General features: G+C 66.4%; 22 protein-coding genes. 11 read left to right on the top strand and 11 right to left on the bottom strand.

The genetic code is table 11. The features are described from left to right. The first annotated feature begins 2 nt into the window (after positions 1 to 2). Positions 3 to 635, top strand: coding sequence for a glutathione S-transferase family protein (locus DSM104440_RS15200; RefSeq protein ID WP_171164092.1), 633 nt, complete (start codon positions 3 to 5; stop codon positions 633 to 635). On the opposite strand, the gene DSM104440_RS15195 is transcribed toward DSM104440_RS15200, so the two are convergent. Continuing rightward, positions 632 to 1,669: a DUF3500 domain-containing protein gene (locus DSM104440_RS15195; protein WP_171164090.1), complete on the bottom strand. Its 1,038-nt coding sequence runs from the start codon at positions 1,667 to 1,669 to the stop codon at positions 632 to 634. The genes DSM104440_RS15200 and DSM104440_RS15195 overlap by 4 nt on opposite strands. Before the next feature lie 123 nt (positions 1,670 to 1,792). Between DSM104440_RS15195 and DSM104440_RS15190 the strand changes: the two genes are divergently transcribed. The 7 genes from DSM104440_RS15190 (at position 1,793) to DSM104440_RS15160 (ending at position 10,168) form a co-directional block, all read left to right on the top strand. Continuing rightward, positions 1,793 to 2,155: a COG4315 family predicted lipoprotein gene (locus DSM104440_RS15190; protein ID WP_171164089.1), complete on the top strand. Its 363-nt coding sequence runs from the start codon at positions 1,793 to 1,795 to the stop codon at positions 2,153 to 2,155. Next, positions 2,156 to 2,647, top strand: a complete 492-nt coding sequence (locus DSM104440_RS15185) for an RNA polymerase sigma factor (protein WP_171164086.1) — start codon at positions 2,156 to 2,158, stop codon at positions 2,645 to 2,647. Further along, the gene (locus tag DSM104440_RS15180; protein WP_171164084.1) at positions 2,644 to 3,387 is read left to right on the top strand and encodes an anti-sigma factor family protein; all 744 of its coding nucleotides are present in this window, start codon (positions 2,644 to 2,646) and stop codon (positions 3,385 to 3,387) included. The genes DSM104440_RS15185 and DSM104440_RS15180 overlap by 4 nt, the downstream gene beginning before the upstream one ends. A 129-nt stretch (positions 3,388 to 3,516) precedes the next feature. Continuing rightward, a complete protein-coding gene (locus DSM104440_RS15175) occupies positions 3,517 to 4,629 on the top strand; it encodes a PAS domain-containing protein (RefSeq protein WP_171164082.1) in 1,113 nt (370 codons plus the stop codon). 28 nt (positions 4,630 to 4,657) lie between these two features. Continuing rightward, on the top strand, positions 4,658 to 8,512 hold the full coding sequence (gene hrpA, locus DSM104440_RS15170; RefSeq protein ID WP_171164080.1) for an ATP-dependent RNA helicase HrpA: 3,855 nt from the start codon (positions 4,658 to 4,660) through the stop codon (positions 8,510 to 8,512). Between the two features lie 18 nt (positions 8,513 to 8,530). After that, positions 8,531 to 9,712 (top strand): pyridoxal phosphate-dependent aminotransferase, encoded by a 1,182-nt coding sequence (locus DSM104440_RS15165; protein WP_171164078.1) that lies wholly within the window; start codon positions 8,531 to 8,533, stop codon positions 9,710 to 9,712. 3 nt (positions 9,713 to 9,715) lie between these two features. After that, positions 9,716 to 10,168, top strand: a complete 453-nt coding sequence (locus DSM104440_RS15160; protein ID WP_171164076.1) for a DUF2214 family protein — start codon at positions 9,716 to 9,718, stop codon at positions 10,166 to 10,168. Positions 10,169 to 10,309: 141 nt separating this feature from the next. On the opposite strand, the gene DSM104440_RS15155 is transcribed toward DSM104440_RS15160, so the two are convergent. Further along, positions 10,310 to 11,371, bottom strand: a complete 1,062-nt coding sequence (locus DSM104440_RS15155) for a hypothetical protein (RefSeq protein ID WP_171164073.1) — start codon at positions 11,369 to 11,371, stop codon at positions 10,310 to 10,312. After that, entirely contained in the window at positions 11,371 to 12,807 is a 1,437-nt protein-coding gene (locus DSM104440_RS15150) for an MBOAT family O-acyltransferase (RefSeq protein WP_171164071.1), read from the bottom strand. Before DSM104440_RS15150 ends, DSM104440_RS15155 begins: the two co-directional genes overlap by 1 nt. A gap of 22 nt (positions 12,808 to 12,829) precedes the next feature. Here DSM104440_RS15150 and DSM104440_RS15145 point away from each other — a divergent pair, with 22 nt between their 5' ends. Beyond that, a complete protein-coding gene (locus tag DSM104440_RS15145) occupies positions 12,830 to 13,324 on the top strand; it encodes a GNAT family N-acetyltransferase (protein WP_171164069.1) in 495 nt (164 codons plus the stop codon). Between the two features lie 36 nt (positions 13,325 to 13,360). Then, the gene (locus DSM104440_RS15140; protein ID WP_171164067.1) at positions 13,361 to 14,368 is read left to right on the top strand and encodes a tetratricopeptide repeat protein; all 1,008 of its coding nucleotides are present in this window, start codon (positions 13,361 to 13,363) and stop codon (positions 14,366 to 14,368) included. Here DSM104440_RS15140 and DSM104440_RS15135 read toward each other — a convergent pair. The 8 genes from DSM104440_RS15135 to DSM104440_RS15100 are packed head-to-tail and all read right to left on the bottom strand — an operon-like array spanning position 14,361 to position 22,294. Continuing rightward, a complete protein-coding gene (locus DSM104440_RS15135; protein WP_171164065.1) occupies positions 14,361 to 15,380 on the bottom strand; it encodes an ABC transporter ATP-binding protein in 1,020 nt (339 codons plus the stop codon). The two genes, DSM104440_RS15140 and DSM104440_RS15135, sit on opposite strands and share 8 nt — an antisense overlap. Beyond that, positions 15,373 to 16,359 carry an ABC transporter ATP-binding protein gene (locus DSM104440_RS15130; protein WP_212758099.1) on the bottom strand — a complete coding sequence of 329 codons (987 nt, stop codon included), beginning with the start codon at positions 16,357 to 16,359 and terminating at the stop codon, positions 15,373 to 15,375. The genes DSM104440_RS15135 and DSM104440_RS15130 overlap by 8 nt, the downstream gene beginning before the upstream one ends. Then, on the bottom strand, positions 16,356 to 16,763 hold the full coding sequence (locus tag DSM104440_RS15125) for a hypothetical protein (protein ID WP_171164060.1): 408 nt from the start codon (positions 16,761 to 16,763) through the stop codon (positions 16,356 to 16,358). Before DSM104440_RS15125 ends, DSM104440_RS15130 begins: the two co-directional genes overlap by 4 nt. A 16-nt stretch (positions 16,764 to 16,779) precedes the next feature. Continuing rightward, a complete protein-coding gene (locus DSM104440_RS15120) occupies positions 16,780 to 17,172 on the bottom strand; it encodes a RidA family protein (protein WP_171164058.1) in 393 nt (130 codons plus the stop codon). Then, positions 17,172 to 18,086 (bottom strand): ABC transporter permease, encoded by a 915-nt coding sequence (locus DSM104440_RS15115; protein WP_171164056.1) that lies wholly within the window; start codon positions 18,084 to 18,086, stop codon positions 17,172 to 17,174. The genes DSM104440_RS15120 and DSM104440_RS15115 overlap by 1 nt, the downstream gene beginning before the upstream one ends. Positions 18,087 to 18,146: 60 nt before the next feature. After that, complete coding sequence (locus DSM104440_RS15110; protein ID WP_171164054.1) at positions 18,147 to 19,133, bottom strand: ABC transporter permease; 987 nt, start codon at positions 19,131 to 19,133, stop codon at positions 18,147 to 18,149. A gap of 6 nt (positions 19,134 to 19,139) precedes the next feature. Continuing rightward, entirely contained in the window at positions 19,140 to 20,723 is a 1,584-nt protein-coding gene (locus DSM104440_RS15105) for an ABC transporter substrate-binding protein (protein WP_212758098.1), read from the bottom strand. Then, complete coding sequence (locus DSM104440_RS15100; protein ID WP_171164053.1) at positions 20,720 to 22,294, bottom strand: ABC transporter substrate-binding protein; 1,575 nt, start codon at positions 22,292 to 22,294, stop codon at positions 20,720 to 20,722. Before DSM104440_RS15100 ends, DSM104440_RS15105 begins: the two co-directional genes overlap by 4 nt. Positions 22,295 to 22,371: 77 nt before the next feature. Between DSM104440_RS15100 and DSM104440_RS15095 the strand changes: the two genes are divergently transcribed. Continuing rightward, entirely contained in the window at positions 22,372 to 23,016 is a 645-nt protein-coding gene (locus DSM104440_RS15095) for a hypothetical protein (RefSeq protein WP_171164051.1), read from the top strand. The last annotated feature ends 49 nt before the right edge of the window (positions 23,017 to 23,065 follow it).

Here is a 23,065-nt window from a genome sequence, read left to right as displayed (position 1 = left end):
CCATGGACTTCAAGCTCTACTACGCGCCCGGTGCCTGCTCGTTCGCGCCCCACATGGTGCTCGAAGAGCTTGGCATGCCCTACACGACGCAGAAGCTCGACCTTGCCGCGGGCGACCAGCGCAAGCCCGAGTACCTGAAGTTGAACCCGCACGGCCGCGTGCCCACGCTCGTGGTCGACGGCAAGCCCCTCACCGAGAACGTCGCGATCCTCACGTTTCTCGGCGGCGCGTTCCCGGACAAGGGCCTGTGGCCGAAGGAAACCTGGAGCCAGGCGATGCTCCTCTCGGCGCTCGCGTGGATCGGGGGCACGATGCATCCGGCCTTCGCGCATTTCTTCCGCCCCATCCGCTATGCCGACGACGCTGCGGCCCAGGAGGCAGTCAAGGCGAAGGGATTTGCTTCCTTCCACGACTATCTCAAGCAGGTCGACGGCTGGCTCGCGAAGTCGCCCAAGTGGATGATGGGCGAGCAGTACACGGTGGGCGATCCCTACCTGCTCGTGTTCTACCGCTGGGGCGTAAAGTCGAAGCTGCCGATGAAGGAGCTTGTGCACTACACCCGGCACGCCGAGCGCGTGATGGCGCGGCCGGCGGTGCAGCGCGTGATGGCCGACGAGGGCATCACGCTGGGCTAGTGGCGGTGTGAGCTTCCCTGCGCGAGCGCGTGATGCTCGCGCAGCAGGTCGCGGCCGAAGTCCCCGTCGAAATCGCGCCACACCGTGTGGATGTGGTTGCCGTCGTCCTGCGAAGCGTCGAACTCGATCAGGAATTTCGCACCCTGGATGCGGTAATAATGCGGGCCGCCCTTGCCGGGCGTTCCCGCCCACGCGAAGCGCACGTTCCCCGCATCTCCTTCGCGCACGCGCGCGAGCCGCGCGGCCCGCAGCCCGGGCTCGAACGAATCGGCGTACACCTCGATCAATTTCTGCAGCTGCGCGCGTTGCGCCGGCGTCATCGCGCTCGCAAGGAGCCCGCGCTGCTCGAGCGGCGAAGCCTTCGCCGAGGCACCCGTGACAATGTCGCCATACGAGCGATCGTCGACGATGGCCGTGCGCCGCTGCGCCTCGTCGAGGGACGCGAGGAGTTTCAGCGCCTCGTCCTGTTCGGAAGCGAGCACGCGCAGCCCCTGCTTCGCGCCCTTGCGCACTTCCGCCGGATTCGCGCCGAAGAAACTCGGCGTGGTCGCCACCGCCGCATCGCCCTTCAGCGTGAAGTTGAGCGAGAGGTGATGCCCTTCGAAGCGCCACCCCCAGGTCGCGCGCGCATCGGGCTTGCCGAAGAACACGAGCGAGTACTTCTCCGGGTCGCGCAGGAACGAGAGCCCGAACTGCGTCTCGCGCAGGACGAGCTCCAGCTCGATGATGTTCACCACCTTGCGATGGCCCGCCTCGGAAAGCGCCGACTTCAGCAGGTCGTGCACGGCCTTGCGCTGGGGTTCCTTGAGGTCCGCGAATGAAAGCCCCGGCCGTGAGCGCGGCGTGTAATGCCACTCGTCGCGCTTCGCGTCCGTGAATGCCAGCACCAGCTTCGCGCGCTGCGCTTCGGGCACGGTGGCGATGAAGGCCTCCGCGGCGGCGCGCATCTTCGGTGCGGCGGGCTCGTGGGCCGAAACGATTGTGGCGATGGCGAGCCCCAGGGCGAGGAGGGTGGCGGGTTTGGCGAATCGCATGGTCTGGGCCGATCATAACGCCGCGGCCGGGGTGTTTCTTCCATAAGCCGGCGGGAATATAAGCGGCCCCGCCCCTGTTCATCCCCGTGAGTCGCCGTGACTCGCCACCAGGATTACCCGAATATGCGCACCTCGCTTCGCCTGCTCGCCGCCGCCGCCCTCATCCCTGCGTTTGCGTTCGCACAGGCCCCCACGAAAACCACTGACGGCGTCCTGACCAACGGCGCAGGCATGACGCTCTACACGTTCGACAAGGATGCCGGCGGCAAGAGCATGTGCAACGGTCCTTGCGCCACCAACTGGCCGCCCCTCGCCGCCGCCGCCGATGCGAAGGCCGCGGGCGATTACACGGTCATCACGCGCGACGATGGCGCCAAGCAGTGGGCGTTCAAGGGCAAGCCGCTCTACACGTGGGTGAAGGACGCGAAGCCCGGGGACAAGACCGGCGATGGCGTCAACAACGTCTGGAAGGTCGCGAAGCCCTGAGTGGATTACGAGCTCATCCTCCCGTACATCCCCAACCTGCGCCGCTATGCGCGGGCGCTGGTTGGGGACCGCCACGCGGCCGATGACCTCGTCCAGGACACGCTCGAGCGCGCCGTGCGCAAGTTCCACCTCTGGCGCCCCGGCGACCTGCGCGCCTGGCTCTTTTCGATCATGCACAACGTATTCGTGAACCAACTGAAGGCCCGCAAGACGCCGCCCAGCGTCGAGGCCGATGAAACGCTCGCCGCCCCGGTGTCGACGGTGGATTCGCTCGACATCCTCGACATCGAACGGGCCCTCGCAACACTTCCGCCGGAGCAGCGCGCGGTCGTATTGCTCGTGGGCCTCGAGGAGATGACGTACGCCGAAGTGAGCCGTACGCTGGGAATCCCGATGGGCACCGTCATGTCGCGCCTGTCGCGCGCGCGCGAGCGCATGCGCCAGCTGATCGACGGCGAAGCCACGCAACCCAACCTGCGGGTGGTGCGATGAACGAAGACCGCCTGCAAGCCTGGGTCGACGGCGCGCTGCCCGAGCGCGAGCGCGAAGCCTTCGAGGCATGGCTCCGGGAAAACCCCGAGGCCGCGCAGAAGGCCCGCAAGTACGCGGAGCTGCGCAGCCTGCTGCACCACAAGTACGACGCGGTGCTCTCCGAACCCATCCCGGCGAGCATGTTCCTCAAGCGCCCGGCCTGGCTCGACTTCGCCCGCGCGGCCGTCGTGCTCGCCGTGGGCATCGCCATCGGCCTGTTCACTCCCCGGCAGGGGGCCGATGCGCCCGCGCCCGCCGCGGCAAACGCCGCCGCCGGCCTGTCGCAGCGTGCCGCGCGCGCCCACGCCGTCTACGCCTCCGAGGTTCGCCACCCGGTCGAAGTGGATGTCTCCCAGCAGGATCACCTCGTGAAGTGGCTGTCGAAGCGCCTGGGCACCGAGCTCAAGGTGCCGGTGCTCGCGCCCGAGGGCTTCGATCTGCTCGGTGGCCGCCTGCTGCCCGGCCCGGAAGGTCCCGTGGCGCAGTTCATGTACCAGGACGCGGCCGGCAAGCGCCTCACGCTGTACGTCACCGCGCGCTCGCGCACCGAGGGGCCGACCGCCTTCCGCTTCTCCCAGGAAGGCACGGTCTCGGTCTTCTACTGGATCGACGGGCACTGGGGCTATGCCCTGTCGGGCGAAGTCGAGAAGGGCCCGCTCTCGCGGGTCGCGAACCTGGTCTACCGCCAGCTCAATCCGTAGTTTTCCTACTGCTGTAATCGCCGGGGTTACAGGGGTAATTCCCCGGCCCCGACTTTTGTGCAGGAAGTCACAGTTTCTTGACGGGTCCGGGCGCAGGCTGTGCGCTGGCGCACTCTTTTTCCCGAAATCATGAGCACCGCACCCGCGAGCCGCACGGGCACTCGCCGATCCCCCGTGGATCCGGCCGTCCGCGCACTCCAAGTCGAGGAGGTTTACCGCTTTGCCGGCAACGCGGCAGGGTTCTCCTATGTGGGTGCGCTCTTCTGCATGCTCGTGTTCTGGGACACCAACGATCTCGCCCGAGGCTCGGTCTGGTTCTTCTATGCGTCCGCGGTCACGCTGCTGCGCTACATGATCGTGCTGTCGTACAAGAGGCGCGAGCCGGGCGCGGACGTCGAGCGCTGGGCAAAGCTGGTGATCTTCGCGAACCTGCTCGCGGGCATCCAGTGGGGCCTGCTGGGCACCGTGCTCTTTCCGCTGACGCACGGTTATCGCGAGCTCTTCACGATCATGGTCATCACCTGTTTCGTGGGCGGCTCGCTCACCGCGTACTCCGCGATCCGCGGCGCGCACCAGGCGCTCGCGATTCCCGCGATCATCCCGCCCGCGGTCTACCTGTTCTTCGTGCAGCAAGGCACCCAGGTCTGGGCGGGAACCACCGCGCTGCTCTTCTGCGTGGCGATCGTCTACTACTCGATCAAGCTCAATCGCCACCTCGAGGAGCGCTTCCGCATGCAGGTCGAACACGAGGATCTCCTGCGCGTGACTGGCGGCGTTGCCGAGCGGCTCTCGGTCGAGAACCGCGAGCTCGCGCATCGCGCCGCCGTTCGCGGGGCCTCGATGGAGACCGCGCGCGGCGAGGCCGAGCGGCTGTTCACGCACTTCCTGCGCTTGCCGCTGCCGGTGATCGAATGCGACGGCCAGGCGAGGATCGTGATGTGCAACGCGGCAGCCGAGCGGCTGTTGGGCGAACGCGAGGTGGACCTCGTGGGCCGGCCTCTCGCGACCCATCTCGTGCCGGTGGCGCGCAAGTCGCGCGATCCCGTGGGCGTCGACAGCTGGATGGGCCCGGTCGTGGAATCGGCCACGCTCGAAGTCGAGATCCTCGCGCACGGCATCAAGGTGGCGCGCGGCGTGATGGCGAGCTTCACCCGGTTGCCCGCACTCGAGGGCGCGACGATCCCGGGCTTCGGCGTGGTGCTCGCCGCGCCGCCGGGAAAGAACGGCAGCAGCGGCACGTAGAATAGCGGGGCTTTCACACGCCCCGCCCATGCTTCCCGACGACCTGCTGGCCGCGACCCTCGCGGCGGACCATCCCAAGATCACCGCGCTCGCAGCGACGCTGCGCGAGCGCTCGCACGCCGGCCGCCCGGTCACTCGCGAGCAGGCGTTGCTCACGGAGCTGGTGGAGCGTTCACGCAAGCGTCACGCCGCGCGCCTCGCTTCGCTGCCGACGCCCGTGTTTCCCGAGGACCTGCCGATCGCGCAGAAGCGTGAGGACATCGCTGCACTCATCGCGAAGCATCCGGTGACGATCGTCTGTGGCGAGACGGGCTCGGGCAAGACCACGCAGATCCCGAAGATCTGCCTGGCACTCGGGCGCGGTGCGGCGGGACTCATTGGCTGCACCCAGCCACGGCGCATCGCCGCCCGCAGCCTCTCCAAGCGCCTCGCCTTCGAGCTGCCCGGGTCGCCCAAGGGCTTCGTCGGCCACAAGATCCGCTTCCAGGACGAGACGCGGCCCGAGTCGGTTGTGAAGGTGATGACCGACGGCATCCTGCTCGCGGAGATCCATTCGGACCGCGAGCTGCGGAACTACGACACGATCATCGTCGACGAGGCACACGAGCGCAGCCTCAACATCGACTTCCTGCTGGGCTACCTCAAGCGGCTGGTCGAGGTGCGTCCCGACCTCAAGGTCGTGGTGACCTCGGCGACGATCGACACGCAGCGCTTCTCGGAATTCTTCGGCGGCGCGCCGGTGATCGAAGTCTCGGGCCGCACTTTCCCGGTCGAGGTTCGCTATCGCGCCGAGTACTTCGAGGCTCCGGAGGAAGACGACGAGCCCGTGGACCTCAACGAGGCGATCGTGAAGGCGGTCGACGAGATCCATCGCGAGAGCCGCACCGGCGACATCCTGGTGTTCCTCCCTGGTGAGCGGGAGATCCGCGAAGCCGCCGAGGAGCTGCGCAAGCACGGGCCCAAGGGCGTCGAGCTGTTGCCGCTCTTCTCGCGCCTGTCGGCCGAGGAGCAGGACAAGGTGTTCGAGACCGCGGGCCATCGCCGCGTGGTGCTTTCCACCAACGTCGCGGAAACGTCGCTCACGGTGCCGGGCATCCACTTCGTGATCGATACGGGCCTCGCGCGCGTGAAGCGCTATTCGCCGCGGCAGAAGATCGACCAGCTGCGGATCGAGCCCATCGCGCAGGCGGCCGCACAGCAGCGCGCGGGCCGGTGCGGGCGCGTGGCGAGCGGTGTCGCGATTCGCCTCTACGCCCAGCAGGACTTCGAGGAGCGCCCGGCCTTCACCACGCCCGAAATCCTGAGGACGTCGCTCGCCGCGGCCATCCTGCGCATGGCCTCGCTCGAGCTCGGGCCCATCGACCAGTTTCCCTTCGTCGACGCACCGAGCCCGCGCCAGATCGAGGACGGGTACCGCGCGCTCTTCGAGCTGGGCGCCATCGACGAGAAGCGCAAGCTCACGCCGCTGGGCCACGAGCTCGCACGCTTGCCGGTGGATCCGCGCATCGCCCGCATGCTGCTGGCCGCGCGCGAGTTCAATTGCCTCGCCGAGATGATCATCCTCGCCGCCGCGCTTTCCATCCAGGACCCGCGCGACCGCCCGCAGGACAAGCGCAACGAATCGGACCGCGCGCACGACGAGTTCCGCGACGAGGCGAGCGATTTCAACCAGCTCATCAACCTGTGGCGCTTCTTCGACGAGGCCTTCATCCACAAGAAGTCGACGCGCAAGCTCTACGAGACCTGCCGCGAGCATTTCCTTTCGTACGTGCGGATGCGCGAGTGGCGCGACCTCGCGGGGCAGCTGCGCGAGATGGCGAGCGAGCTCAAGATCCGCGAGAACCCCACCGACGCGACCTACGAGCAGGTGCACCGCGCGCTGCTCACCGGCCTGGTGGCCAACGTCGGCATGAAGGCGCAGGAGGGCGATCACTACAACGCGCCGCGCGGGCTGCAGTTCGCCGTGTGGCCCGGCACGGGGCTCAAGAAGAGCCGCCCGCGCTGGATCCTCGCCGGGGAACTGCGCGAGACCACGCGCATCTACGCGCGCAACGTCGCGAAGATCGAGCCCGAGTGGATCGAGTGGGCCGCCGCGCACCTGGTGACGCGCGTACACAACGAGCCGCATTGGGACAAGGAACGCGGCGAGGTCATCGCCTACGAGGCGGTTGCGCTCTATGGCCTCACGATCGTCGCGCGCCGCAAGGTGAGCTACGGGCGCCTCGATCCGGTCGACGCCCGGCGCATCTTCATCGAAGGCGCGCTCGTCGCCGCGGACTTCGACACGCCGCATCCCTTCCAGGCCGCCAATCGAAAGCTCGTGCGTGAGGTGGAAGACCTCGAGCACCGCGCGCGCCGGCCCGACGTGCTGGTCGACGACCGCGCCATCTTCGCGTGGTTCGATTCACGCGTTCCCGAGGATGTGCGCGATGCGCGGTCCTTTGACGCTTGGTATCGCGAAGAGATGAAGCGCGACGCGAAGCTGCTCTTCCTCGCGCGCGCGGACCTGATGCGCCACGGCGCCGAGTCGGTGACCGAGGAGCTCTTCCCGCGGCAGTTGCGGATGGGCGAAGCGGTGTTCCCGCTCGCTTACCGTTTCGAGCCCGGCCACATGCTCGACGGCGTGACCATGAACGTGCCGCTCGCACTGCTCAACCAGGTCGATGAGCTCGCACTCGACTGGCTGGTGCCGGGCCTCGTGCGCGACAAGGTGGCGTGGACGATCAAGGCGCTGCCCAAGAAGATCCGCACGCAGCTGCTGCCGGCGCCCGAGCACGTGACCAAGGTCCTCGAGGCCACCAAACCCGGCGAGCGCACGATCCGCCACGCGGTGCTCGCCCATGCGACGAAGGTGGCCGGCGAGCGGCTCGACGATACCGTGTGGGCCAAGGACGAGATTCCGGCGCACCTGCTCATGAACCTGCGCGTCGTGGATGACGCGAAGCGCGAGCTCGCGATGGGCCGCGACCTGGGCGAATTGAGGAAGCGCCTGGGCGAGGCGGCAAGCCTCACGCTCGCGCAATCGAAACCCGGCCTGGAACGCGAGGGCATCACCGCCTGGGACTTCGGCGACCTGCCCGCGGAGGTGAGCTTCACGCGCGGCACGCAGAAGCTCACCGGCTATCCCGCGCTCGTCGATGAAGGCACGTCGCTCGCGATCCGCCTGTTCGACGCGCGCGAGAAGGCCGAGGCGGCGCATCGCGGCGGCGTGAAGCGCCTGCTCGCGACCGGGATGAAGGAACAGCTGAAGCAGCTCGAGCGCAGCACGCCCGGCTTCAATGCGCTCGCGCTGAAGCTGCAGGCCGTCATGTCGCCCGACCAGCTGCGCCAGGACCTCATTGCCGCCATCGTCGATCGCGCGTTCATCGGCGAGGACGAGCTGCCACGAACGACACGCGCCTTCGATGACCAGAAGAAGCGCGCGAAGGCGCGTCTGCCGGCGGTCACCGACGCGGTGAATCGGCATGCGACTGCCATTGCCGATGCGAGCCTGATCGCCGCGAAGACCGTCGCCGAATCACGCTCGCTGGGCCGCGTCGCGCTGGACGTGGAAACGCAGCGCGCGCGCCTCGTGTTCCCCGGCTTCCTCTCCGCAACACCTTGGGAGCGGCTCGAGCATTTGCCGCGATACCTGAAGGGCTATGCGCAGCGCCTGCAGAAATATCGCGCCAACGCCGAGCGCGACAACAAGCACAACGGGACCGTCGCGGGACTGTGGGGCCAGTACGAAGCCAAGGCCGCCTCCGCGCCCAGCGAGAAGCTCGAGGAGTTCCGCTGGCTCATCGAGGAGCTGCGCGTGTCGCTCTTCGCGCAGGAGCTGCGCACTCCGATGCCCGTCTCCGCCAAGCGCCTGCAGAAGTTCTGGGACGACCACCTGCGTTGAAGGTGTAATCTTCCGCGCATGAACGACGCACCCACCTTCCACCTCGCGGCCCGCATGGCGCACATCGCGCCGTTCGAGGTGATGGAGATCCAGAAGCTCGCGCGCAAGCTCGAAGCCGAGGGGCGCGACATCATCCATCTCGAGATCGGCGAGCCGGACTTCCGCACCCCCCAGCCCGTGGTCGATGCGGCCAAGCGCGCTCTCGACGAGCAGCCCATGCGCTACACCTCGGCGATGGGGCTGCAGGCACTGCGCAAGGCGATCGCGCAGTTCTATGCCGATCGGTACGGCGTGGAGATTTCGTACCGGCGCATCGCGGTCACGGCCGGATCGAGTGCCGCGTTGCTCCTCGCGTTCGGCGTCGTCCTCGACGCGGGCGATGAGGTGCTGCTCGCGGACCCGAGCTACCCGTGCAACCGCCACTTCATGCGCACGCTGGGCGGTGTTCCCAAACTCATCCCCGTGGGCACGGACACGCAGTACCAGCTCACGGCTGACCTCGTCAGCAGGAATTGGGGCGAGCGCACCCGCATGGCGATGGTCGCGAGTCCGTCGAATCCGACCGGCACGCTGGTGGCACCCGAGGAAGTCGCGCGCATGACGGCAGCCGTTCGCGAGAAGAGCGGCACGCTGCTCATGGACGAGATCTACCACGGACTCACGTACGGCGTGGACGCGCGCACCGCGCTCGAGTGCGGCGACGACATCTTCGTCATCAACAGCTTCTCGAAGTACTTCCACATGACTGGCTGGCGCCTGGGGTGGCTCGTGGTGCCGGAGGCGTACGAGCGGCAGGTCGAGACGCTCGCGCAGAATCTCTACATCTCGCCCTCGGCGCCGGCGCAGCATGCGGCGCTCGCGTGCTTCCTGCGCGAGACCATCGCCATCCTCGAGCAGCGCCGCGCGGAGCTCGCGCAACGCCGCGACTACCTCATCCCCGCGCTTGAATCACTGGGCTTTCGCATCCCGGTCGTGCCGCAGGGCGCCTTCTACCTCTACGCGGACTGTTCCGCGCTCACGGGCGACAGCTTCGCCTTCGCGCGCGATGTGCTCGAACGCGCCGGTGTGGCGATCACGCCGGGCAAGGACTTCGGTAACAACGCGCCCGAGCGCCACATCCGCATCGCCTATACGCAACCGATCGCGCGCCTGAAGGAAGCCGTGGCGCGCATTGCCGCCATCACGACAAGGAATCCCTGACCCATGTGGCTCGACGCACTGCTCGCCTACCTGCACTTCATCGCGATCTTCATCCTCTTCGCGTTCCTGTCGTGCCAGCTCATCATGCTGCGTTCGCCGCTGGACGCCACGGCCATCCGCCGCCTCGCCATCGTGGACATGGTCTACGGCGCATCGGCGGGGCTGGTGTTCATCACGGGCCTGCTGCGGCTCTTCTACGGCGCGAAGGGTTCTGACTTCTACCTCCACGCCTGGCCCATCTACGTGAAGGTCGGGCTCTTCCTCGCGGCGGGCCTCCTGTCGATCAAGCCCACGCTCACGTTCCTGCGCTGGCGCCGCGCGGTGAACAGCAACCCGACGTGGGAGCTCACGGAAGCCGACCGCGTCAGCATGCGGCGCGTCGTCCTCATCGAGCTTCACCTGCTAGCCATGGTTCCCGTCTTCGCCGTGGTCATGGCGCGGGGGTTGGGAAAGTAGAGGGGTCAGATCCTTTAACTTTATTTTCCTTGTAAAGAAAACAGTCCATTGGAACGGTTGCGTGGGTGCACTGTACGAGCGCAACCGTTCCAATGGACTGTTTTCTTTACAAGGAAAATAAAGTTAAAGGATCTGACCCCTCTACTTTGCTTCGTCGACCAAGCGGACGGGATCGGCCGCGAGCGCGGTGGCCCGCAGCTGGGCGAGTCCCGCCTCGAGGTTCTCCGCGGTGACGCGCTCCTGACCCCGCGCCATCTCCCAGATCACGCGCGAGGAGATCGCGGGTGAGTGGTGATAGATGTCCTTGTAGTGCTGCAGCCCCTGGAACTCGGTGCGCGCCTGGAAATCGTGGACGCGCGCGTTGGGGTATTTCTGGAGTTCGTGGAACGACCAGCGCTTGAAGGCGAGCGCCGTCTCCAGCTCGCCGCGCTGCACGAAGTCGGCCCAGACGAGGATCGAGAAGGGCAGGTACACGAAGACGAACTCCGTCTTGGGGTTGTCGCGCAGGAGCGGCTCGATGTTCGCGCGGAAGCTCGCCTGCATGCCCGGCAGCGTGCGCGGGAAGTCGCGGAAGTTCTTCCCGACCTGCTTCGGATCGATCCCCGCCACCGCGAAGCGCGGGCCGAACGCATAGGCGTTGGCCCAGTACCACGGCTTGTCGCGATCGGTGGAGAACCGGTTGATGCGCAGGTCCATCGCGATCTCCGCGGATTTCCGAAGCGTCGCGATCGAAAGCAGGTAGGGATAGTCGTTCCACACGGCGTTGTCGTAGAGGAACCCCGGATGCGCCTGCGGGAAGCCCGAGTGGTCCACACCCTTCGAGAACGAGTTGAAGTCGGGCGCGTAGATCACCTGCTTCACGGTGCCGCGAGCGAGTGCCACCTCGAGCACGCGGCGTGCGTCGTACGCGGTCATCGCCGAGAGCGAAAGGTTGATCGTCTTGCCGCCCTTGAATGCTTCGTCGACCAGGCTTCCCGGAATGTTCTCGGCCATCGAGGAGCCCAGGACGATGCGGTCGAAGTCGTAGTGCCGCGCGAGGCCGGGATTCTCATAGCGCTGGAACGCGGCGTAGAAGCGCGGCGCGTACGACGTCGGGATCCGGTACTGCTGGTACGGATCGATCGCGTAGTTGAACGCCGCGCACGCCGCGAGGCCCGCGAGGGTCGCGATCAGCACGTTGCGGACGAAGGCGCGGCCCATCATCAGAAGTTGAAGTAGAGAAACTCGGTGGGATTGGCCAGCGCCAGCACGCCGGCCACGAGGGCGAGCGCCGTCGCGGCCTGCAGCGGCCAGCCGAAGCGCATCTCGCGCACGATCGCCATGGAGTTGCGCGGCCACGCGGCGATGAAGCCAGCAGCGAGCAGCGTGATGAACGTGGAGACGTTGTCCCAATTCGTGGCTGCGGAAGCGAGCGTGAGCTGCGGAAGCGACGGGATCCAGCGCCACTCCGTCACGGTCAGCGCGCCGAACCCGTGCGCACCGACGAGCGCCTGGTACATGCTGCCGGCCGTCGCGAGATCGGGCGCGCGGAATAGCACCCAGCCCAGGTTCACCGCGAGGAAGGTGATCGCCCAGGCGAGGAACACCGGCATCGCGATGCCCGTGCGAGACCACAGGCGCACCACCACGAGCCCGAGCCCGTTGGCGAGGCCCCATAGCACGAAGGTCCAGTTGGCGCCGTGCCAGAGGCCGCCCAGCGTGAACGTGAGCACGAGGAACGCGGCCGTGAGTGTCGCACCGCGCCGATTGCCCCCGAGCGGGATGTACACGTAGTCGCGCAGGAAGCGCATCAGCGTCATGTGCCAGCGGCGCCAGAAGTCCTGCAGGTTGCGGCTGCGATAGGGCGAGTTGAAATTCTCGGGCAGGCGGATGTTCATCATCAGCGCCATGCCCAGCGCCATGTCGGTGTAGCCGCTGAAGTCGAAGTAGAGCTGCAGCGTGTAGCAGAGCGTCGCGAGCCACGCATCGCCAAACCCGAGCGTGGGCGCCGCGGCGAAGCCGGCGTTGGCCCACACGGAGAGCGGATCGGCGATGAGGACTTTCTTCGCGAGGCCGATGGCGAGGAGTGCAAGGCCGCGTGCGACGTTGTCCCAGTCCACGCGCTTCAAGGAGGCGTCGGCGAACTGCGGCATCATCTCGCGGTGATGCAGGATCGGTCCCGCGAGCAGGTGCGGGAAGTACGTGACGAACAGCGCGTAGTTCGTGAGGTTCGGCTCCGCGGCCTTCTTCTGGTGCGCATCGACCAGGAACGCGATCTGCGTGAACGTGAAGAAGCTGATGCCGATCGGCAGCACCACGTCGAGCTTCGGCACCGCGATGCCCAGCAATGCCGCGACGTTCTCCGCGAAGAAGTTCGCGTACTTGAAGTAGCCCAGCAGGAGGAGATCGAAGGCGATGCCCGCGACGAGGAGCGCCTTCGTGGCCTCGCCCCGGGCCGCGCGCTGCACGATCGCCCGCCCGATCGTGAAGTTGACCGCGATGCTCGCAATCAGCAGCGCGATGAACTCCACGCGCCACCAGGCATAGAAGAACAGCGAAGCCGCGACCAGGAAGAGGTTGCCGTGGCCCTTCAGCGCGAAATAGCCCAGGACCGCGAGCGGCAGGAAGGCGAGGAGGAATTCGTACGAATTGAAGAGCACGGGCGCGATTATAGTCGCGGGTATGGAAAAAGCCCCGGCCATCACCCTGCGCCCGTCGCGGGAATCCGACCTCGCCTTCATCACCGCGCTCGAACGTCACGTGGACAACGTGAAGCTCATCGGCCAGTGGGAGGACGCGGAACACCTCGCGGCCATCCACGGTGAGCGCGGCCGCAGCCACGAGATCATCGAGCGCGACGGCTCCGCAGCGGGCTACCTCATTTCGTATGACTGCGTGGCCGAAGGCGCGGGGATCTACGTGAAGCGCCTTCTCGTCGCGGAGAAGGAGCGGGGCACCGGCAAGGCAGCACTCACGCAGTTCGTCGATCGCGCGATGTCACGCGCCGACGTCACCTTCGTATGGCTGCATGTGCGCCACGACAACCTTCGCGCGCAGGCCGTCTATCGCGGGCTGGGGTTCGAGTCGTGGGAGCAGAGTGACGACGAGCGCATGCGCCTGGACGCCGCGGCGGAGACGGCGGGCGCGGGCAATTTCCGGATGCGGCTCCTCAAGTAGTTTTGGCGTTTGTGACAATGCCGGTATAGTGGCGCCGTGCCGCGCACCCCCACCTTTATTTGCAAGGTCCTCCTGGGTCTGGCGGCCTCGCTCGCCGCCTTCGCCCAGTCGGCCGCGCAATTTCCCACGGTGAAGCGCGACGGCTTCGCGAACATGGTGCTCACCGACGGCACCTCATTCGTCCCGCGCAATCCCATCTCGCGGGCCAAGGGCGGCGACGACGTCATCTACTGGATCCAGTGGAATGGTCCGGTACCGCACTCCACGCTGCGTTGCGTCATCACGGGTCCCGACACGAACCTCGACGACACGGAGAACTTCGCCTCGGCCGAGCCCGGGGGCTACTCCGTGTGCGGCATGGAGACCGACGACTCCGACGGCGGCGTCTTCACGTTCACGCAGTACCTCAATGGCGAGAAGGTCGGCGAAAAGTCGATCACGATCGACAAGCAGTCGTTCTTCGGCAACCTCAGCCTGCGCAAGAAATGGAAGTGGCTGGTGGGCGCTCTCGCCGGGATCATCCTGCTCGCCTACTGGATCCGGCGGAAGATGACCGGCGACAAGCGCTCGCTCTCGGCGGTGATGGGCGGTGAAGCGCCGGACGTGCCCAAGAAGCCCGGCGCACGCGGCTCCGTCAGCATCGGCTCGATGACCGGGCCTGCATCGGGCAACCTGCCGCCGTTGGCGACCGCGCCGAAGGTCGACCCCGCCGAGGAGCTCGCGCGCAAGCTCGAGACCTTCAAGCGAAGCCTCGCGGTTGATCCTGCATTCCGGCTCTCGAAGCCCGAGGACGTCCTGCCCATCGCGAAGGCGGCGCGAGCTGCGGGAGATCCGCAGATCGCGGTCGCCGCGTTGCGAGGCTTCGACAAGATCAATCCGGGGCACGCGCTGATCCCCGACGTGTACCTGCTCTCCGCGAAGGTCATGGCCGAAGACCTCGACAACAAGGACATGGCGCGGAAGATCCTCCAGCACGTCCTCGCGAAATACCCGGGTCACTACCTCGCACAGGAAGCGAAGCGCTACCTCGAATCGCTTACTTGAGGGGAATGCGGCCTTCTTCGACGGCGTGGCAAGCGACCTGCGTCGCCCCGAAGGTCTTCAGCTCCGGACGCTCGGCGCGGCAACGCTCGTTGGCGAACGGGCAGCGCGGGTTGAACGCGCAACCGGGCGGCGGATCGAGCGGGTTCGGTACTTCACCGGCCACGGGCGTGCGGGCCTTGCCGGACATCGTGATGTCGGGAATCGCGCTCTGCAGCATCTGCGTGTAGGGGTGCAGCGGCTGATTGAAGAGCGTCTTCGTGTCGGCAATTTCGACAATCCGACCGAGGTACATCACGCCCACGCGCGTGGAGATGTGCGAGACCACGGCGAGGTTGTGTGAAATGAACAGGTAGGTCAGCCCGTGCTCGCGCTGCAGGTCCTTCATGAGGTTGAGGATCTGCGCCTGCACGGAGACGTCGAGCGCGCTGGTCGGCTCGTCGCACACCAGGAACTCGGGATTGGACGACAGCGCGCGCGCGATCGAGATGCGCTGCCGCTGTCCGCCGGAGAACTCGTGCGGGTACTTCACGCCGTCGAGCGGCGAGAGGCGCACGTCCGAGAGAAGCTCACCCACGCGCTTGTGGATGCCCTCGTCGGTGGCAATCAAGTCATGCGAGCGGATCGGCTCGGCGACGATGCGCTCGACCCGCCAGCGCGGATTGAGGCTCGCGTACGGATCCTGGAAGATCATCTGGAAGCGCCGGCGCATCGTGAGCATCTCGTTGCGCGACTTGATGTCGCCCAGATTCACGCCGTCGAAGATGACCGAGCCGCGCGTGGGCGCATAGAGCCCGCAGATCAGTCGCGCGACGGTGGACTTGCCGCAGCCCGATTCGCCCACGAGCGAGAGCGTCTCGCCGCGGTTGATCGTGAAGGACACGCCGTCGACCGCCTTCAGGATCTGCTTGGGCGAACCTTCGAGCACGCGGTTCAACCACGGGCGCGAGACGTCGAAGCTGCGCGCGAGGTCGCGCACCTCGAGCAGCGGCTTCGGGGAGGCGCCGTCAGGCATGGGTCGTTTCCTTCGCGAGCAGCCAGCAGGCCGCGCGCGTCTTGCCGGCGGGCAGCAGGTCGGGCCGCTCGACGCGGCAACGATCGAACACGTGCGGGCAACGCGGATTGAACGCGCAGCCGGCGGGAATGGCGGTGAGGCGCGGCATCGAGCCTTCGATCTGCGGCAGGCGCTCGACGTCCTGGCCGATCGCGGGGATCGAGCCCATGAGGCCCACGGTGTAGGGATGCTTCGGATGGTGGATCACGTCCTGCACGGGACCGATCTCCGCAATGCGTCCGGCATACATCACCGCGACGCGATCGGCGGTCTCGGCGATCACGCCCATGTCGTGCGTGACCAGCATCACCGAGGTGCCGTGCTCGCGCCCGAGGCGCTTCAGGAGCTGGATGATCTGCGCCTGGATGGAGACGTCGAGCGCGGTCGTCGGCTCGTCGGCGATGATCAGTTTCGGATTCGCGCAAAGGGCGAGGGCGATCACGACGCGCTGGCGCATGCCGCCGGAGAACTGGTGCGGGAAGTGATCGATGCGCCGCTCGGCCGCCGGAATGCCCACTTCCTGCAGCAACTCGATCGCGCGCTTGCGCGCCTGCTCGGCATTCATCGGCAGGTGCGTCTGGATCGTCTCGATGATCTGCCGGCCCACCGAATACAGCGGGTTCAGCGACGTGAGCGGGTCCTGGAAGATCGCGCCGATCTGGCGGCCGCGGATCTTGCGCATCGCCTCGGGGGGCAGGTTGTCGATGCGATTGCCTTCGAGGAGGATCTCGCCCGCGGCGATGCGGCCAGGCGGTTCGAGCAGGCCGATGATCGCGGTGCCGGTGATGGATTTTCCCGCGCCCGATTCGCCGACCACGCCCAGCACTTCACCGGGCGCGATGTCGAAGCTCACGTCGTCGACGGCGACGAGCGTTCCGCGCCGCGTGTTGAATTCGACGCGCAGGTTGCGGACCGAGAGGAGCGGGGCGACCGTGCTCACTTTTTCGGGTCTTCCTTCTTCTTGAACTGCTTCACGCATTCGGGGATGGGCTCGGGGTACACGTGCGGCTCCCACTTCGGGTCCATCCTCGTCACGTAGCGCGCGACGACGCGGTAGCGCGTGCAACCCTCGAGATCCATCGTCATCTCGCGGTAGCGGTCGGTGCTGATCGAGTTCGCGGTCTCGTACGAAACGGTGATGACGTGCTTGCCGGGCTCGATCGGATCGGATTTGCGGGTGCTGCGGGTGCTCTTGCCGTCGACCTTGGTGATGGCGACGGTCGCGTCCTTTTTCGTCTCGGCCCGGTCGCCGCTCTCGACGATGGACCAGGGCTGGTCATAGGGACCGGCCAGGGCGGCGCTCGCGAAGAGCGCGGGAAGGGCAGCGAGGATCTTCAGGTTCATGGGGTCTCTCCTTCGCTCAGTCGTTCACGTAGGCATCGACCTCGATCTCGACGAGCATGTCGGGATCGACCAACCGGGTGACCTGCACCAGCGTGCAGGCGGGGCGAATCGCGCTGAACACTTCGCCATGCGCGCGCCCGATGACTTCCCAGTGCGCGATGTCGGTCACGAAGATCCGCGAGCGAACGACGTGCCGGAACGCCGCGCCGGCCTTGGCGAGAGCCGCACCGATGTTCTCCAGCACCCGCACCGTCTGGGCGCGCGGGTCGCCCTTGCCGACGATCGTGCCGTCGGCAGCGGTGGCCGTGGTGCCCGCGACCCAGATGTGGTTCCCAACGCGCACGGCGCGCGAGTAACCCACGATAGGCTCCCAGGGCGCGCCGCTCGCGATGTTCTGGCGGTCCGTCATCACCGAAGCTTCGGGTTGAGGGCGTCGCGCAGCCAGTCGCCCAGCACGTTGATCGAGAGCACGAGCATGACCAGGGCCAACCCAGGGAACACGGTGATCCACCACTCGCCTGAGAAGAGGAAATCGTTGCCCACGCGGATCAGTGTTCCGAGCGAAGGCTGCGTCGGCGGCACGCCCACGCCGAGGAACGAGAGCGACGATTCGGTGATGATCGCGTTGCCCACCTGAAGGGTCGCGAGCACCAGGACGGGACCGAGTACGTTCGGGAGCACATGCGTAAACATGATCGCGAGCGGATGCCGGCCGATCACGCGGGCTGCTTGAACATATTCCTTGTTGCGTTCGACCATGGTCGAGCTGCGCACCGTGCGCGCGTAGTTCACCCAGCCCGAGGCGGCGATCGCGAGGATCAGCACGTAGACCACGACCTGGTCGTGCGAGCCGCGGGGAAGCGCCGCGCGTGCGACGCCGTCGATCAGGAGCGCGATCAGGATCGCCGGGAAGGAGAGCTGGATATCGGCCACGCGCATGATGAAGGCGTCGATCTTGCCGCCCGCGTAGCCGCTGATGAGGCCGAGCGTCACGCCCACCACCATCGCGAGCATCGTCGCGAAGAAACCCACGAGCAGTGACATCCGCGAGCCGTAGATGATCGTCGAGAGGACGTCGCGGCCCTGGTCATCCGTACCGAGCAGGTACTGGGGGTTGCCCCGTTCCGAGCCCGCGGGCGGCGTGAAGGCATCGAGGAGGTTCAGCGTCTTCAGGTCGAACGGATTGTGTGGCGCGACCCAGTTCGCGAACACCGCGGCCACGATGAAGATCATCGCCAGCGACGCGGCGATGATCACCGCCGGCGACCGCTTGAAGCTGTAGAACACATCGCTGTCGAGAAAGCGACGGAGCGCATCAACCATGGAAGCTCCGTCGTCCCGGAAGCCGGGACCTGCTGTTCGCCTTCGAGGACCTGCTTTTCATCAGTGTCCTCCCGCCATCGCCCGATCAACCCGCAGGCGGGGATCGACGAGGTAATAGACGATGTCGACGAACAGGTTGATCACCACGAAGATGAGCCCGATCAGGCACAGGTACGCGCCCATCACCGGGATGTCGGCGAACTGGACCGCCTGCACGAAGAGCAGTCCCATCCCCGGCCACTGGAACACGGTCTCGGTGATGATCGCGAAGGCGATGATGCCGCCCAGCTGCAGGCCGGTGATGGTGATCACCGGCACGAGCGTGTTCTTGAGTGCGTGTCCGAAGTGCACCGCGCGATCGGTGAGGCCGCGGGCGCGCGCGAACTTGATGTAGTCGGTGCGCAGGACCTCGAGCATCTCCGAGCGCACGAGCCGCATGATGAGCGTGACGGGGAAGAAGCCCAGCGTGATCGCGGGAAGGATCAGCGCCTTCAAGCCGCTCGTGGTGAGGAGCCCCGTCGACCACAGCCCGATCTTCACGGTGTCACCCCGGCCAAACGAGGGCAGCACGCCCAGCCACACGGCGAAGATGAGGATGAGGAAGATCCCGATGAGGAAGTTGGGCAGCGAGACGCCGATGAGCGAGGTCGTGAGGATCGCCCGCGAGATCCAGGTGTCGCGCCGGAGCGCGGTGTAGACCCCCAGCGTGATCCCGACGGTGAGGCCGATCAGCGCCGCGGTCATGGCGAGCTCAAGCGTGGCGGGCAGGCGCTCGACGAGCAGCGTGGAGACGGGGCGCCCGAGGCGCAGCGAGATGCCGAAGTTGCCCTGCACCGCGTTGCCGATGAAGGTCGCGAACTGCACGTAGAAGGGCTTGTCGAGGCCCAGGGCCTCGCGCATTTGTGCGCGGTCGGCGCTGGTCGCTTCGGGCGGCAGCATCAACGCCACCGGATCGCCCACGAAGTTGAACAGGGCGAAGGCGATGAAGCCCACCACGAGCATGACGATCACGCCCTGGAGCAGGCGGCGGATGATGAAGGCGAACATGGTCTTTCAGTCGATGCGTGCGCGGTAGAAATATACCGTGTTCACGGGCGAGTACCACGCGGAAACGTTCTTGCGCATCACCCAGGGAATCACCGGCTGGTGGATCGGGACCACCGGCAGCTCCCGGTTGGCGAGCACGAGCGCGTCGCGGATGGCGGCGTTGCGCTTGACCGGATCGTTCTCGCCCTTGACCCGGTCGATCAGCTTGTCCATCTCCGGGCTTGAATAGCGCCCCATGTTGAAGTCGCCCTCGCCCTTGGTGCCGACGGTGTGCAGCAATGCGTTGAGGGTATAGAGCGCGTCAGAGGTGACCCCGCCGCCCCACGACAGGAGGTAGAAGCTGGTGTCGTATTTCTCGATCTTCGGGAAGAAGCTCGACTGGATGATGATGTTGGGCCGCGTGCGGATGCCCACCTGCGTGAGCATCGCGGAGACCGCCTGGCAGATGTCGGAGGCGGGCTGGTTGTTGCCGCAGTCGAGCGTGACATCGAAGCCCTTCGCGTAGCCTGCGTCGGCGAGCAGCTTCTTCGCTCGCTCGCGGTCGTACGGGAGGCGCTTGTCGCCCGCGGGGTCGTAGCCCGCGATGAGGTCGGTGATGACCGACCCGTTGGGGTTGGACATGCCGCGCATCACCTTGGTCTTGATCGCGTCGGCGTCGATCGCGTGCGCCACGGCCTGGCGGACGCGCAGGTCCTTCCACGGGTTCTTCTGCTTCTCGCTGCCGTAGAGCAGCTCGTCACGCTTCATGTCGAAGGTGAGGTACTGCACTCGCATTTCCCTGGCGGCCAGGACGGAGAGCTGCGGATTGGACTTCAGGCGCGCGACGTCCTGGGTGGGCGGATCGATCACGAGGTCGACTTCGCCCGAGAGGAGGGCCGCGAGGCGCGTGGCCGACGAATTGATCGGCAGCATCACGACTTCAGTGATGTTGCTCTCGAAGTGCTTCTCCTTGTGGCCCCACCAGTCCTTGTTCTGCTCGAGGCGCACGCGGACATCGGGCGTCCATTCCTTGAGCACGAACGGCCCGGTGCCGTTGGCGTTGCGCACCGTGTACGTCTCTTCCTTGTTCTTGTAGTCCTGCGGCTTCTCGACGCGGTTCTTCACGCACCAGGCCTTGCTCATGATGCGGAAGTTGGTGAGGTGGTGAAGAAGCGCCGGGTTCGGCTCCTTGAGGATCAGGTCGACGGTGAAGGCGTCGATCTTCTTCGCCGACTCGACGCCCTGGATCGCGGTGCGCATCTGCGAGGTCGGGGCGAGGGTCCGCTCGACGGAGAACACGATGTCATCGGCGGTGAAGGGCGTGCCGTCGTGGAACTTCACGCCCTCGCGCAGCTTGAAGCGCCACACGGTGGGCGAGGTCTGCGTCCACGAAACGGCGAGCCACGGAATCGGCTTCCAGTTCTTGTCGCGCCAGACGAGCGGGTCGTAGACCTGCTGCACGAGGCGCGCGGTGGCGAGCAGGTTGGCTGCGTGCGGGTCGGCCGTCTGCGGGTCGAGCTGGCTCGCGTAGCGCAGCGTCTTGCCGGCGGCGAGCGCGGGGAGCAGCGCAAAAACGAAGAGGGCGGCCGAGGCCGCCCTTCTTGTCGTCACTGGATCTTTACCCACTTGACGGTGAGTCGGTTGTCCGCGCGGTGGACTGCGGACACGCCCGAGCGCATGGCCCAGGGAATGACCTGGTGGTGCAGCGGGATGTGGCCGACGTCGGCGGCGTGGATCGTGAGGACTTCCTTGGCGAGCGCCTTGCGCTTCACGGGATCGACTTCCGTCTTCAGCGCATCGACCGCGGCATCGACCTTCGGGTTCGAGTACTTGCCGAGGTTGAAGTTGCCGTCGCCGCCCTTGAGCGCATTGGTGCGCAGGAGGCTTTGCAGCGCGTAGAGCGAATCGAACGTCGGCACGCCCCAGCCGAGCATGTAGAGGCTGGTGTCGAAGTTCTGGATCTTCGGGAAGTACGTCGCGCGCGGCATGGCGTTCAGCTTGATCTTGATGTTGATGCGCGCGAGCATCGCCGCGGCCGCCTGGCAGATCTTCTCGTCGTTGATGTAGCGGTTGTTCGGGCAGTCCATCGTCACTTCGAAGCCGTTGGGGTAGCCCGCGTCGGCGAGCAGCTTCTTCGCGCGCTCGGGGTTGGGCTTCTTCACGATATCGATCGACTTGTCGTAGCCGTCGACCTGCGGCGCGAACATCACGCCCGTGGGGAAGGCGAGGCCGCGCATCACCTGCGTCTTGATCGCCTCGAGGTCGAGGGCGAGCTGGAACGCTTCACGCACGCGCTGGTCCTTGAACGGGTTCTTGCCCTTGACCGACGAATACGTGAGCTCGTCACGCCATTGGTCGAAGCCGAAGAAGATCGTGCGGTTCTCGTTGCCCTCGAGGATGCGGATCTTGCCGTCCGACTTCAGGCGCGGGATGTCCTGCACGGGCGGGTCGAGGATGAAATCGAGCTCGCCCGAAAGGAGGGCCGCGATGCGCGTGCCGTCGCTCTTGATGGGCGTGTACACGATCTCGTTCACGTTGCCTTCCATCTTTCCCCACCAGTTGGAGTTGAGGACCATCACGGTCTTCACGTCCGGCTCGCGGCTCTTCAGCACGTAGGGACCGGTGCCGTTGGCGTTGCGCGCACCGTAGGTCTCTTCCTTGTTCTTGAAGTCCTGCGGCCTCACGACGTTGTTCTTCACGGCCCAGGCGCGGTTCACCATGCGCACTTCCGTGAGCTGCGCGAGCAACACGGGGTTGGGCCCGCTCGTGGTGATGTCGACCGTGAGGTCGTCGATCTTCTTCGCGCCCGTGATGCCCTGCATGTAGGGCGAGAAGTTCGACGTGGGGGCGAGCGCCCGCTCGACCGAGAAGACGACGTCGTCGGCGGTGAACGGCGCGCCGTCATGGAACTTCACGTTCGGGCGCAGCTTGAAGCGCATCGCGCTCGTGCCTTCGGCCTTCCACGACAGGGCGAGGCAGGGCTCGATCTTGAGGTCCTTGCCGCGCGTGACGAGCGGTTCGTAGACGTGGTCGGAAACCGAGTTGTTGAGGCCCTCGTTCTGCGCGTGCGGGTCCATCGTGAGGATGTCGCCCTGGCTGGACCAGCGCAGGGTTTTCGCGTCGGCGGCGAGCGCGAACAGCGTGGCGAGAACGGCCGCGCCAAGAGCGGTGCGATTCAGCATGTGGAAGCCCCCCAGGGTTTGATGCGTCGTGCGAATGGCCTGAAATATACGCGAAAAAAGTGGGGATAATGGGCCGCATGAAGCCCTTCTACCCGCTGGTTGCCGCGGGGCTCGCGCTGGCCGGTTGCAGCGAGCCTCCGCCGCCCAAGCCTGCCGACACCGCGACGCGCATGGAACAGGCCGCCAAGCAGATGGGAGAGGCCGCGCGGAAGGGCGATGCGCAGAAGATGGGCGACGCCGCCCTGCAAATGGGCAATGCGCTCACGGATGGCACGAAGACCGAGCCCACCGACCATCGCAAGCTGCGCACGCTGTTGCCCGAATCGATCGCCGGCCTGCAACGCACGAGCTCCGAGGGCCAGAAGACCAACGTGATGGGTGTGGCCTCTTCGAAGGCCCTGGGCGTGTACGAGGACGGCAAGGGAGCGCGCCTCGAACTCGAGATCATCGATATCGGCACGTTCACCGGTGTCGCCGCGATGGCGTTCAACTGGCTCAACGTCGAGATCGACAAGGAGGGCGACGACGGCTACGAGCGCACCAGCAAGATCGCCGGCCGCAAGGCCTACGAGCGCTACTCGCGCAAGCAGCGCGCGGGCGAGCTCGACGTGATGGTCGCGGGCCGCTTCGTGGTCACCGCGCGCGGCACGAACCTCGACATGAAGACCTTTCGCGCCGCGGTGGACGCGATCGACCTGGCGAAGCTCGACGCAATGAAGTAGAGGGGTCAGATCCCTTTACTTTCGAGCGAACGTAAAGGGATCTGACCCC

The sequence above is a fragment of the Usitatibacter palustris genome, assembly GCF_013003985.1.
Taxonomy (GTDB): Bacteria; Pseudomonadota; Gammaproteobacteria; order Burkholderiales; family Usitatibacteraceae; genus Usitatibacter; species Usitatibacter palustris.
This window is presented reverse-complemented; position numbering and strand designations above follow the sequence as displayed.

Bases quoted from the DNA above. Each gene is read 5' to 3' on its own strand.
- DSM104440_RS15200 (WP_171164092.1), top strand. From the start codon at position 3: ATGGACTTCAAGCTCTACTACGCGCCCGGTGCCTGCTCGTTCGCGCCC.
- DSM104440_RS15195 (WP_171164090.1), bottom strand. From the start codon at position 1,669: ATGCGATTCGCCAAACCCGCCACCCTCCTCGCCCTGGGGCTCGCCATC.
- DSM104440_RS15190 (WP_171164089.1), top strand. From the start codon at position 1,793: ATGCGCACCTCGCTTCGCCTGCTCGCCGCCGCCGCCCTCATCCCTGCG.
- DSM104440_RS15180 (WP_171164084.1), top strand. From the start codon at position 2,644: ATGAACGAAGACCGCCTGCAAGCCTGGGTCGACGGCGCGCTGCCCGAG.
- DSM104440_RS15175 (WP_171164082.1), top strand. From the start codon at position 3,517: ATGAGCACCGCACCCGCGAGCCGCACGGGCACTCGCCGATCCCCCGTG.
- hrpA (WP_171164080.1), top strand. From the start codon at position 4,658: ATGCTTCCCGACGACCTGCTGGCCGCGACCCTCGCGGCGGACCATCCC.
- DSM104440_RS15165 (WP_171164078.1), top strand. From the start codon at position 8,531: ATGAACGACGCACCCACCTTCCACCTCGCGGCCCGCATGGCGCACATC.
- DSM104440_RS15160 (WP_171164076.1), top strand. From the start codon at position 9,716: ATGTGGCTCGACGCACTGCTCGCCTACCTGCACTTCATCGCGATCTTC.
- DSM104440_RS15155 (WP_171164073.1), bottom strand. From the start codon at position 11,371: ATGATGGGCCGCGCCTTCGTCCGCAACGTGCTGATCGCGACCCTCGCG.
- DSM104440_RS15145 (WP_171164069.1), top strand. From the start codon at position 12,830: ATGGAAAAAGCCCCGGCCATCACCCTGCGCCCGTCGCGGGAATCCGAC.
- DSM104440_RS15135 (WP_171164065.1), bottom strand. From the start codon at position 15,380: ATGCCTGACGGCGCCTCCCCGAAGCCGCTGCTCGAGGTGCGCGACCTC.
- DSM104440_RS15125 (WP_171164060.1), bottom strand. From the start codon at position 16,763: ATGAACCTGAAGATCCTCGCTGCCCTTCCCGCGCTCTTCGCGAGCGCC.
- DSM104440_RS15120 (WP_171164058.1), bottom strand. From the start codon at position 17,172: ATGACGGACCGCCAGAACATCGCGAGCGGCGCGCCCTGGGAGCCTATC.
- DSM104440_RS15115 (WP_171164056.1), bottom strand. From the start codon at position 18,086: ATGGTTGATGCGCTCCGTCGCTTTCTCGACAGCGATGTGTTCTACAGC.
- DSM104440_RS15110 (WP_171164054.1), bottom strand. From the start codon at position 19,133: ATGTTCGCCTTCATCATCCGCCGCCTGCTCCAGGGCGTGATCGTCATG.
- DSM104440_RS15100 (WP_171164053.1), bottom strand. From the start codon at position 22,294: ATGCTGAATCGCACCGCTCTTGGCGCGGCCGTTCTCGCCACGCTGTTC.
- DSM104440_RS15095 (WP_171164051.1), top strand. From the start codon at position 22,372: ATGAAGCCCTTCTACCCGCTGGTTGCCGCGGGGCTCGCGCTGGCCGGT.